General features: G+C 33.8%; 13 protein-coding genes. 3 read left to right on the forward strand and 10 right to left on the reverse strand.

Annotation, left to right across the window (positions count from 1 at the left end; all coding sequences use genetic code 11):
• Positions 1-310: 310 nt before the first annotated feature.
• The 3 genes from BAU23_RS20055 to BAU23_RS20065 form a co-directional block, all read right to left on the reverse strand.
• The gene (locus tag BAU23_RS20055; protein WP_131802514.1) at positions 311-592 is read right to left on the reverse strand and encodes a hypothetical protein; all 282 of its coding nucleotides are present in this window, start codon (positions 590-592) and stop codon (positions 311-313) included.
• The gene (locus BAU23_RS20060; protein ID WP_071735052.1) at positions 546-1106 is read right to left on the reverse strand and encodes a DUF3990 domain-containing protein; all 561 of its coding nucleotides are present in this window, start codon (positions 1104-1106) and stop codon (positions 546-548) included. Before BAU23_RS20060 ends, BAU23_RS20055 begins: the two co-directional genes overlap by 47 nt.
• Positions 1107-1963: 857 nt before the next feature.
• The gene (locus tag BAU23_RS20065; RefSeq protein WP_071735053.1) at positions 1964-2530 is read right to left on the reverse strand and encodes a recombinase family protein; all 567 of its coding nucleotides are present in this window, start codon (positions 2528-2530) and stop codon (positions 1964-1966) included.
• Positions 2531-2750: 220 nt separating this feature from the next.
• Between BAU23_RS20065 and BAU23_RS20070 the strand changes: the two genes are divergently transcribed.
• Positions 2751-3038, forward strand: a complete 288-nt coding sequence (locus BAU23_RS20070) for a hypothetical protein (RefSeq protein ID WP_244159728.1) — start codon at positions 2751-2753, stop codon at positions 3036-3038.
• A gap of 18 nt (positions 3039-3056) precedes the next feature.
• Entirely contained in the window at positions 3057-3299 is a 243-nt protein-coding gene (locus BAU23_RS20075) for a hypothetical protein (protein WP_071735055.1), read from the forward strand.
• Positions 3300-3649: 350 nt separating this feature from the next.
• Here BAU23_RS20075 and BAU23_RS20080 read toward each other — a convergent pair whose 3' ends face one another.
• The 7 genes from BAU23_RS20080 to BAU23_RS20110 form a co-directional block, all read right to left on the reverse strand.
• Positions 3650-4864 (reverse strand): hypothetical protein, encoded by a 1215-nt coding sequence (locus BAU23_RS20080; protein ID WP_071735056.1) that lies wholly within the window; start codon positions 4862-4864, stop codon positions 3650-3652.
• 156 nt (positions 4865-5020) lie between these two features.
• Positions 5021-5896 (reverse strand): hypothetical protein, encoded by an 876-nt coding sequence (locus tag BAU23_RS20085; RefSeq protein ID WP_071735057.1) that lies wholly within the window; start codon positions 5894-5896, stop codon positions 5021-5023.
• A 137-nt stretch (positions 5897-6033) separates the two neighbouring features.
• Complete coding sequence (locus BAU23_RS20090; RefSeq protein ID WP_071735058.1) at positions 6034-6750, reverse strand: endonuclease/exonuclease/phosphatase family protein; 717 nt, start codon at positions 6748-6750, stop codon at positions 6034-6036.
• Positions 6751-6979: 229 nt separating this feature from the next.
• Positions 6980-7642, reverse strand: coding sequence for a hypothetical protein (locus BAU23_RS20095; protein WP_071735059.1), 663 nt, complete (start codon positions 7640-7642; stop codon positions 6980-6982).
• Positions 7643-7936: 294 nt separating this feature from the next.
• On the reverse strand, positions 7937-9196 hold the full coding sequence (locus BAU23_RS20100) for a hypothetical protein (RefSeq protein WP_208611246.1): 1260 nt from the start codon (positions 9194-9196) through the stop codon (positions 7937-7939).
• Positions 9197-9616: 420 nt separating this feature from the next.
• Entirely contained in the window at positions 9617-10219 is a 603-nt protein-coding gene (locus BAU23_RS20105) for a GIY-YIG nuclease family protein (RefSeq protein ID WP_071735060.1), read from the reverse strand.
• Positions 10220-10461: 242 nt separating this feature from the next.
• A complete protein-coding gene (locus BAU23_RS20110) occupies positions 10462-11097 on the reverse strand; it encodes a hypothetical protein (RefSeq protein WP_071735061.1) in 636 nt (211 codons plus the stop codon).
• A gap of 538 nt (positions 11098-11635) precedes the next feature.
• Here BAU23_RS20110 and BAU23_RS20115 point away from each other — a divergent pair.
• Complete coding sequence (locus BAU23_RS20115; RefSeq protein ID WP_071735062.1) at positions 11636-12367, forward strand: M48 family metallopeptidase; 732 nt, start codon at positions 11636-11638, stop codon at positions 12365-12367.
• Position 12368 lies beyond the last annotated feature (1 nt).

Genomic DNA, 12368 nt, shown 5'->3' on the forward strand with positions numbered 1-12368 from the left:
GCTTTAAATTCATCTTGAACAGCGTTTTCTTTATTAAAAATCTATAGTACTTTTTATTATCGGCGCTTTTCTTTTCATTATCATAGTAACTTCATATAAGCATTGGCATGTACAAAGAATAAACACCCTCCATAACCTCTCAAGGAGGTTATGCTGATTTTACAATTATTGTTTAACTGTTTTCCAATCATTTCAGCTAGACTTTCACATTCAGTTACCTTTAAAACATTAAGTTTTATTCTAACCCAAATTAACTAACCAAAGAAAAAATGCTCACAATACTTACATTGAATAAGTATCGAGAGCATTTTTAATGATGTCTAATGGATTTTAAATCTTGCTCGTATTTATAAAAAATTTCTTGCGCCCAGAATTCTGAACCCATATGTTGTGCCCACTCAATGTCACTGTCAATTTTCTCTTGAACCTCTGGCAAGTAAACCACGTGTATCGCTTCCGAACTTGAGACCCCATATTCTTCTTCAAGAACCCTAGCTATACGTCTCTTAAACCGAGGAAATCCCTGTTTTTCTTGCTCTTTAATATCACTGATTAATCGTTTTTTGTTTAGAGTACTCATTACTTCTCTCACGAGCTTTCACCACCTTTTGGAGCTTTACAATATTGTATTCAAAGATTTTACTGTTGTGAACTGATAACTGGTCATAAGTTGGATATTTCGCAATTTGTTCGTGAAATTCCTTCATATCCTCTCGTGATATTGAGGCATCATCCATTTGCTCAATTAAATCCTCTAGATATCCGTCAGCAACCCCACCAAATACATAGTCATAACTATGGGATTTAAATCTTTTGTGTGAGCGATTATAGTAGATAAATTCTGCCCATTTTATGTCCATCTTATGAAAAATTTTCCCTTCAAAACTACTCCTTAGAGCACCAATGTCTACTTCATATACAAAAACTATTGGTTCTCCCCTGAATTTTGAACGTTTTTCTGCGTGTTCACTTGCTTGTTCAAATTTAGTAGTCAAGTAAAATCCCTTGCCAAAATCAGTTTTTTGCTTACATTTACTTAATTGTACATCTTCAATAAGTGAATCATAATACTCAGAATTAGTACCATGATACATTATCTTACTCATTTGATTGAAACTTCTAGACAATACAGCTGGATTGAGCATCTACTTCATTCTTTCTGTTTTTATATAATTCTATTACTTATCCAAAACACAGTCAATATTTGTAATCGAACAAATTACTATATTGTTTCGTTAAGAATCGACAATATTACATTTGAACTCTAGAGCATCCTATTCATTTTTAAATACTCTATCGGTATTCATTTAAAAATCGCCTCACTTAGCACTAGCTGTAAGCACTGGGGACAAAAAGGGAAAAGACCTTTAGCCTATTGTCTCTTCTTTTTTCAAAATCCTTAAATATCTATAACAAATTCTAAACATGATATCTTATCAACATGTCTTTTCTTAAACACTAAGTGGGATAGTACCCAATACTATTTGGTTGCAAGGAATATTCCCTTGTAAGAAGAAAGGTTTCTCGGGCTATTTATATGTCTTTTATCATCGAATAATTCCACATTTTTATCATCTGAGCTTAGCTCACTTAAAGAAATACCTGCTGGATAAAAGTTTTTCCGCCTTCATTAATTCCAAATATAACCATAAAAAAGCATTCTCAATCAATCATTCCATTTATATTTTCCGACAATTTATATCTTTTAACATGGTTTCTTCCGAAACTGCCAGATGCTACAGTCTTTATTTCTTCTGTTTCTCCTCCTCACTTTAATAACTCGTGAGCAGACGCTTCATCACGACAAACTTTTGAGGATGTAAAGATTATTATCTATAGCAGAACCTAAAAACAGTATCGAAATACACTTTTATTATTCGTAGACACCTAAACCTTATGGAAATTGCAATTTTTTCCCCTCTTTTCAAGCAACTAAAATACTTATACGTGGTTGTATAAATTTTCAAACTAAACTCCTTACTTCTTGTTCATTCTTCCTACGAATAAGCGTTCTTTTGTTTATACCCGTCATAGCTTCAACCTCTTTGTATGTATGCTCTTCCAGTAATTTCAAAGCATGTTCCACTTGTTGCCTAGAATGCTTTCTTGGTCGTCCTTCTCTGAAATCCTTACGCTGCTTTGCAAGTGCCTTACCTTCCTGTGTACGCTCTACGATTAGGTTTCTTTCCATCTCAGCCACTGCAAGGAGAGTTTGCAGGAAGAATCGTCCCATTGTCGTGTTCTCCAACAGTCCCACATTCAGAACATGAACCTTCACACCCTTCTCAAAGAGACTCTCGATGATTTCAATACCTTCCTTCGTGTTACGAGCAAGACGGTCTAGTTTTGTTACCACCAAAGTGTCGCCCTCTTGCAATTCTTGGAGCAGTTTTGTGAATTTTGGGCGGTCTGTCTTTATCCCAGTGAACTTCTCCTCGTAAATGACTTCGCAACCTTCTTTCTTCAATACCTCCGTTTGTACTGCTAGGTCTTGTGCTACTGTCGATACCCTTGCATAACCATATTTCATGTCATTTTCTCCTTCGATTTATGTCACTATATTTCGTCACCAATCTACACCTTTATTTTACTGCATTAGATAATAAGTGACAATACTATTAAGTTTTGTCACTCTTATAATATAGACTTTATATAATAGGTGCACTTTCTCTATCGAAAAAGTACGACTATAAAAAGAAAATATTATAAAATAGAATCATGATAATGATAACAGGAGTGAAAAAGTGGAGATGCAAGAAGAGTGCAGAGGAATAAAAGAGTATGAGGACTTATATGGAATTACAAATACAGGTAAAATTATCACTCTAAGACAGCAAAGACCATTGACTAGATGTGGTGACGAATATGGATTCCATATCGTTAAATTAAACAAAAATGGCATATCTACAAACCATAATGTTTTTGATTTATGGAAACAAACATTTCCAGAGTTGAAACACAGTGAATTTAAAGGAGCATTAAAAATTAAGTATGGTACTGGCTGCAAACTGATTAAAGGAAGCGGTATTCATTTTTAATTATAAGGAGGGATTAATTTGGCAAAGCAACAATTTGTTAGAGAAAAAGTCTATAAGCCTGATAAAGAGGATTCTAGGACGATATCTTTCGTAGTAAATATCTATCAAGATAAAAATGATAAAGAAAAGATTTGGGTTGTATCGAAAGAAATTTTGAATCCTACAGAAATAAACAACCATGAGAATTCAGTTAATTACCATCCTATGATGTTTAGAAGATTAAAGGGGGTATTAATTAAAGAAGGTCGTTGGACTGAATAATGTAAGCTTAAATTCAATAACAATTATACGGTAACAAAATAAACATGTCGAAATCCTTGTCATTGCTGCATTGGTAGAAAAATTGCAAATGTTACCGTATAGTTACACTCTAACGATAGCAATTATACAAATCAATTCCGCTCCTTTATAAACAAAAAAAAACAGCCATTGATAAGGCTGTTTTTAGAAAGAGTCCCGTTAACTAGTTCGCATTTTCTATATGATAAAGTGTGTACTTTTTTCACCCATAATATTATATTCAATCTAAGCTGGTAAGATTATGCTTTCTTAATAATTTTAAGTTTTTTCTGGATAATATTTAATCTTTATTACATTTTTATTCTTTCGTCTTATGAATTTATTGTTTCTTGTTCATTATCCTGAACGCCATTATTACAAATTGATTCATTTTTCTCTGTTACAGGATAATTTTGTTTGAGAAATTGTAGTATGGTAAAAGCATTTTCCCAATTTAATTTTTCAAAGAAAACATCCCTCGAGAATCTTGAATTTAATCGTTCTAGGAAAGAGTCAATCCATCTGAAATACTCTAATCTATGTTTAAGAAAGAAGTTCTTGACCTTGAAACGAATATTTATTACTAATTTAATTTCAAAAACATTAAAAAAACAGTCCAACGATTCTTTTTGTAAATAATGCTCTATAAATCCCTCAGGCAACCTTGCTCGTCCACCAACAACAGTTTGAATATTCAAATTAAACCTGTCAGTTTCTATACTTATGCTATGCTTATCCAATCTCTTTACCTTGGTATTTAGCGGAAGAACAAGGTCAAATTTTTGATACATTGCCCCATTTGAGCCAGAGCTCATTATTGTTTCTCCCATAGTAAAAGTTACCTTTTTTCCATCAATAATAAATTCTTTCTTATCATTAACCTGCGTTTTTTCATTATTTTCCCTTTGAATGTTTCTTTCAAAAGCAGCTCTTTCCTCCATTGGTTTTGAAAACAACTGCAAAAATCTATTTTCATATAAAATTTCTGGAATATCATTTCGTCCGATTTCTCGGATATTATCTTTTTCAAACGTTTCATTATTAAAATACGAAGAAAGGTGTGTTGATAATTCCTCGATAACAAAATATTCCACTGCTTCGTGTACAAGTTGCCTTGACCGATTGTTACTCCACTTCACACGGTCTTCCATTGAACGATTTTTTAACGGTTCTCTCTCCCAAATAGCTTTTATATCTGAACTCTCTGCAAAAGCTGCGTTTAGATATCCTGCTATTTTATTAGAAAATGGATATCTAGCAATTCTTAAGATTGAATTGTCTTTTTCATCCCTCACAATAAACCCTGTTATTACTTTAGTAGTTGATAAATTTCTATAAATCTTTAAAATAAAATAAAGCAAAACAATGGCAAAGAGAATAAATCCAACATATATTCCCACTGAAGCTTTAAACCCCTGCACTAAGGTAATACTACTCGCTAAAATACTAATGGCAAAAGCGGTCACAAATGTCACTGCAACAAACTCAATTGCATTAGAACGCTTTAGTAATAAAGAAGACAACACTCCTAGGCTTCTTTTATTCATTAAAACACCTCTTCACCCTACAATTTTTAAGCGAAACCCCTTACCACTTTCATCTAAATAATATCAAAATATGTATTTTCCCGAAAGTGATTTTGGAGTTTTGATATAATTAAGCTAATAAAATCAAAATTTTATTAGTTTCTTTTATAAGAACAATTAAAAAGGTAATATATTTCTATCACTGTAAAAAGCCTTTAATGAATCAAACTGTAAGGGTGTTAAGTGTTTCATCTGTTGAGTGGTTTTAAAGCAATTTTCCCAAGTCAACCAACATATATGTTTCATTAGTTTTACTAAAATTTCATGACATTCATTATCTCCAAACCGTTCTGTAAGAGTGGGTAAATCCATAGCAAGAGCCTTTGGGTCATTTTGATATTGCTTCATTTTAAAATAGTAGAGCCTATTTCCTGGGAACTTCCTGTAGCGTTCGGGAGTAACTAATATAAAATAAAAATTTTCCACATTATAATTCACTGCTTCTAATCCTACTTCAATGCATCTAGCTATTTGATTTCTTTCTGTTACATACGTTGTTTGATAGGATATATCAGAAGTATATTTGCACTCGAAGAAAATCTTCTTATCCGTGTTGACCTCTAACAAAGCATCAAAGTTAGTTTTTCCTTCTACCCTTTTCTCAGAATTACATTGTTCCCTTAGGTATTTGACTGGATTAGAAAGAGCCTGACCTCTTAATCTATCCTGCATATTCTTCGAAGGTGAAATGGCTTGCTCTAACCTTAGATTTGTATTATGTATGTTCCATGACTCGCTTGGAAAGCATTTTGTTAGAATATCGTTCCATCCATCATTTTTACTCTTGTGAATGGCTGCAAATGTATACAGTGTGATAATTGTTTCATCTTTATCAGCTTGGAGGATACGCTTCTGACTTTTTACATTACCTCCTTGCCCATTAACAGAATATTCATATACCCTTCGAAGAGATTCTTCTACTCTACGAATCCTCTTTTCTTTGTCGCCAACAAACAGAGACTTCAGATATTCTCTATCGAATATTAAAGTCATCCACTCTCCTCCCCCTTTTGATTACATGATTTATTAAACTTTTTATTTTAAAATGTCCACTAGCTCTTTACATCTTGAATATTTTTTCTCTATGCCATTTCATGTACTCCCTCCCTATTCCTTTATACAGTAAATAGTTATATTTGTAGTTCTACCAATAAAATAGAATGGTCTGACAAACCATTTAAACGCTCTTGATGTGAAAAATATGATTCAAATATGTTTTCTTTTAAAGCTGGCGCAACAAAGACATGGTCAATTCGGAAACCATTTCCCTTCGTGCTGTACCATGAGTAACCAGAAAAAGAGCCATGTGTATATCTCCAAGTATCAATCCAACCTAAATCAACTAATTTTTGCATATACTGTGGTCCGACAAAAGGAGCGCCTTGTGTATCTTCTTCTAGTCCTGTATTATAGTCCCCCATTATAACAGTCCTAGAATTACCCTGTTCTTTTGCAAAGGCATTTACTTCCTGCCAAAATTCCAGCTTCTCTTGTACATCATTGTTGTTGGCTGGAATATGTACTCCAACAATGTGCAAATCATATTGGGCGATTCTAATTTCTAACCAACGCTCGCTGTTTCTATCTTTCCTGAAGAAGGATGGAACTACTTCAAAGGGATACTGTGAAGCGAACAGTAGACTATTTTGCTTAATAGCGCCATTACTAGAAATCATATATTCATACCCATTTTCTCTTAGTAACCGCTTAATCTCTTCCCCCTTTTTTCCTTCCCAGTATTCTGTTAACAAGAGTACATCTGGTGAATGTTTACTTAGTTGCTCTACAATCCTTGGGATGCGCTTCACTGAACCACCTTGTCTTATATTCCAAGTTAATAATTTCAAACCAACACTCCTTTCACCAATTACGTTAATTGTTAATAAATTCAAGATGAATGGGCATTCTAACACATATCAAAATATACTATTCATGCCATCCTATCCATGTTTTTTCATTCTGTAATTACCCTTCGGGGTTAATCAAACTTTTCCTACATTTGTTATAAAACTAAAGTATCCACTATCTTGATAGATTTCTAAGTTTTTTATTTAGTCTAATTACAACGCAATGATTTTACTTTTGAGTGTTTCTGCGTTTTAAATGTTTGCAGTAAAATGCCTCTTCCTTTTCTATCCATTCTTCAAACTTATCAGATGGACCGTCAAAAGGCTTTGGATGACTATAATGAAGTAAGTGAAAATATATATTAGACGCCTCTTTATACAGAGGAGAATCAAAATCTTGGCGCTGTCGTGACCTCTTGAATTCTAATGTAGCCTTGTAAAATGAAGGATAAATTCTATCTATTGGACTTAAATTACTAAAATCAGATGGTGTTTTGTATACAGAAAAGAGAAGCAACAATAACTTACCTGAGTAGTAACTATTTCGACGTTCACCGTCCCCTATACCCACGTACCATTTCTGTTCTTCTGCTTCAAAAATTATATTTGTATGCCGACCATCTTCTTCAACAATTATTTTCATTTTATCATTAATTATCGTTTCACTAGGCTTAGAGAAATTAATAGCATAATATTTTACATTTTTTAGATGTTTAAGAATTTCTAAACTATCTAATTCTTCTAACAAAAATAGGTCAACTTTTACGAAACCATGCGAGTTTATCGTAGCAAGAAAATAGTTACCTTCATTACGTCCATAAGAAAACGTATATTCATCATAAAAATGTATTATATGGTACTGTTCATTTTCTTTAAAGTATAACTCTGACAAATCTACAACTCCTTTATAATTCGAATCTAACAACATAGACTTTTTCTATCCACTTAAATAATTCCCCACTAATGATGTTTATGCCTTCTTAAACTAACCTGTCTCTTTATTTTAAACATCTACAGGGCTTATTTAAAACAGATAAATCAACACTTTATAAAATGCTACACAGATACATCTGTTACAATATTTTGTACCATGTAAAAGACGGGTTTTATTAGTTTTGTGTAACCGATTTGGTGAATTTCAACACTATGTTCAATTGTACACTCAATATACACAAAAATAAGAGTCTCAATTGCGAGACCCTTCTGTAGTTCTTACTAATTCCTTATCCATTTCAGCAATCATATGAATAGCTTGAGAATGTGCTAAAGGATTGGTTCTCTTTGTTTCTTTAGCAACTTCAAACTTAACTCCATCGCCTTCAATTGTAATTAATGCTGTTTGTTCAACTACAGTTGGATTTGATTTCATACTGCTCATGCATCTGAAATACTTCAATAATAGTTCCCACATTGGAGCATATTGTTTCATAATCTTCAAGCACTTAACTCTAGCTGTATCAGACTTGTTAGTGGTGTTCATCTCCCTTCCCTTAGCAAGTTCCAATGAATGCTTACTGTGCATATCCTTGAACATCTCGGTCACAATAATCGCATATTCTTCAGTTAAACGATGTGTAAATTCCAATTCGCCTTTCTCTTGCAATCTATCAAGGTAGTCCCGAATTCCTAGGTCACTATCTTGTAACACACAGAAATGAGCGTCATAATCGAACTTCAATCCCAGCCGCTCAGTCAGTTGCTCATCGAATTCCTTTTTAAAATCTTTGACCTCTTTTTTGTTGGTTTTGAACAAATCATTCCCTTTAATTCCATGTGCAGTGAGCAGAATACGTCTAATACTAGCTATCTCTTTAATCTCATTCCGTGTAAGCTTCCTGTGATTGTTTTTAATAGTACATCCCCATCTCTCTTTTTGGTAAATGATGATTTTAGCTTTAACTAATTTGTTGAACACTGATATTAGACTCGATTTCATATTCTTCAATGATATTTGAAGGAACTCGTCCAACATCTCGATATCTGAATCAGCCTTGTTATAATTCTTAACCCTCTTGCTGAACTGCTCTTGAAGTTTTTCGAGATGTATACCTCTAGCACCATATAATGCACCAAAAAACTTGCCATCAATGATACCTAGTTCAGCAACCCATTTAGTCGCACTCATGGGTCTTACTTTATTATCATTCTGAATTAGATAGTTCACCACTAGCGAGTTCAATTCAAATTCACCAACCAATTGTCCTTTACCATTATTAGAACGCTTATCAATCCGCTTAGCCTTTTTAGAACGTTTCCCACTGCAGGTGATAATACGCTTAGAGCCTCTGCCCTCAACTGTGTAGGATTCCCATTCCTGTTCAACTGATTTAATGAGGAGGGTAAACTCCTTTCCAGTAAGATTACCTTTGTTTCTCTTTAACGATGCTTTCTGAGCCTTTGTTCCATACTTCTTAACCAATTCTGCCAATGTAAATTCTTGGTTCAATATAATTCCCTTTTCTCATGACTAAGATTTGCTTTTATTAGCAGTCATGTACTTCAACTCCTTTTAGTTTTTCGCTTCAAAAATGAACACTTAAATGCTCAAGTAATCCTTATTTTTATTGATAATTCACAATATAAATTTCTGTACCGAATCGACCTCCTAATAAATAATAGTATTTATACCTCGATTCGGTACAGTTTTTATACTCTTGATTCGATAGGTTTTTATTGATAATTAGAGGCACTCGATGCTACAAAAATGAGCATCAAAACTCAATACTCACTTTTTAGAGTTGATGTGTCAAAAGGTCAAGAGCATTGGGCTTGAGCGCCCCGTCACTCGCTACGCTCATTCCTCCTAGCCCAGTTGCACCCTCGGAACACCACCGAGGGCGACAACTTATATAATCATTCCTTTTGCTTACGCTGTTTTCTTTTGCTTAGGATTAAGAGTTTGCTTCTTTTGGCTCGTTTTACAATAGCTCGATAGATGATAGCGCTTATTTGCAAGAGCCTCATCAATCCGCTCATAGGATACTTTCCCCCGCCATTTCTGGAACAGATACTCTCTCATCTCATTAAATGTTACTTCTCGGTTGGCATCTGATACAATTTGTCCAATTACTTTTTGAATCGAATGGATTTGATATCTCGGATTCTCATCGATATTGAACAGTGGTATCCAATCTTGAATAAAACTTGCTTCCTTTTCCTTCAGATTCCTTTTAAATTCCTTCTTATCCATGCCATGATTATCAATTGGTTGAAATGCTAACATGATACTATCCGATTCAAACTCGATTAACTCTAATATCCTTGGATTATTATATCCCTCTCGCTTATCTTTTTGATACTGCCCCATCCGCCTGTATAGGTCTGTTGCTTCCCCTACATATAACAGTTCCTTCGGATTATACGTTAAATACCGATAATACAAACCGCTTACTTTTTTTAATTGCGATTGATATTCTTCAATTTCATTCCATTTACATTTGAATACTATATTCTTTTTAACTTGGGTCAATCTATTTTCCTCTTTTCATTATGGATTTGTTTGCCATAATGATTGCCTCCTTACGCATCAATTCGGTTTAGATTGCCTCTATTAATTTCATTCCCTGTTCTAACTAGATAAATTTCTAGCTTCAACTTCATTGTAGATGATAGGTTTCTATCTCTTTTCAATTCTTTACGTAGATAATTAGACTAATTTTTCTTCCACAAAGCCTGTATAAAAATACCCTTTAACTGTATCAAGAATAATTCTCATCTAATCTCTCCCGTATCAGCAATATTTTGCTTTTTTAATATCTTGCTTAAATCCTTAACCACCTCATCTTTTAGTTCATTTTTGATTAATGAAAGAAATTCCATGGTAATACTTATCTCCTTGACATCATTCTGTTCAAAGATATCATTCAGTATAGTCAAAGCGCCTAAATATCTCTCTCCAATAGGAGAGTGTAAACCCTCTAGATAATCCTTATTAAATACTAGTGATTTTGCCCTCTCTATCTCCTGTACCATATCCTTTAATTCAATTAGCATTTGTCTATCTTCTGCGTAAGGGTCAATGGGAACAGGGACTCCAAAGAATTCATCCTCTACTTCTATAGAATCTCTGTCCGACATGTACTTACTACGGGCTATCTCAATTTCTACATCATCCACATCATCTATCACCTTTTGAAATAATTCTTTATTCAAATACCTGAATTCTGGAATTTCAGCTAGTTGGTCAATCCGTTCTTGTGGAATCTTTCTTCTTCCCTTTAACCAATCATAAACAGTGTACCTACTTATACTAAGTTCCTTAGCTATTTGGTTAGCATTAAAATTAAATACTTTAATTATTCTTTCTAAACCTATAATAATAATCACCTCTAAATATATTTTTGACACACATTTGTATGTCTAAATAAAGAATACAACGACACACATTTGTATGTCAATGTCTTTTTCATTTTTCCATACCAAGTAAACAAGAAAATTAACATCATTCTGTAACATAAATTACTCTTTAATAAATTTATTATCGGACAAACACTAGTGTTTACAAAGGAAAAGTTCTTAAGCGGACATAGAGAGAACATTTAAGTCTAGGTGTTATATAGGAAATAACTAAGGAAACTAAATGTAAATTATTGCAGAAGTAGCTTAACCTATCCGTATCGTATCGGAGATTTTTCACATCGTATTGGTGTGTATGTAGGTGCTACCCTCCCTTTCCCTAACAAGACTACTATTAAATGTGGAAAACAGCCCCCCTCCTCTGTCCAACTCTTTTATGACACACCTATCTTCTCATAAATATTTATAACGCCCTCAATTGCGCTGATGCATACACAACAACGTCTAGCAAAAATTACAATTGCAATTACAGTTGCCACAATGTACTCCTATCCGTAAAATAATGATATACACGGGAAGGAGTTATAGCATGCCGACTTTTCAATATGGAACTACAGCTATTGAGTATGACATCGAGTATGCCGACGATAAGAAAGGCGTATCTATTATTGTTGAATGGATGGAAGATATTCGGCTCATAGCCCCTACAGGTATTACCGACGAACAGATTGAGGAAATTATACGAAAGAAAGCACCTACTATCTTCCAGAAGCTAAAAGAAGTGAATGAGATAACTGAGCCTCCTTTTCCAAAGGAATTTGTTAGCGGTGAAAAATTTGCTTATTTAGGACGAAACTATCGATTAAAAGTATATAGAGAAGAAGGTCTACAAAAAGTTCAGTTAAATTTTGTAAGAGGAAAATTCATCGCAACCGTTCCAGTTGGAATAGACGAAAAGGAGAAGAAACTGCAATTGCTAGACTTGTTCAAAGTTTGGTATCTTGAACACGGTAAAACGAAGGTACAGTCACGTTTAAAGCTCTATTGTGCTAAGATGGGTGTTACACCTAATGATGTGCAACTAAAGGAGCAAAGAATACGTTGGGGTACTTGTACACTTGAGGGTAATATTTATTTGAATTGGCGAATTATCATGTCACCAATGTCCATTGTAGACTACGTACTCGTGCATGAATTAGCACATTTAAGATATATGAATCACAGTAATGATTACTGGAACTTTGTACATTCTATTCTACCCGACTATGAACAACGTAAAGAGTGGTTACGTATAAACGGACCAACTTTAACATTGGAATAGA

The organism is Bacillus nitratireducens (assembly GCF_001884135.1).
GTDB classification, from domain to species: Bacteria; Bacillota; Bacilli; order Bacillales; family Bacillaceae_G; genus Bacillus_A; species Bacillus_A nitratireducens.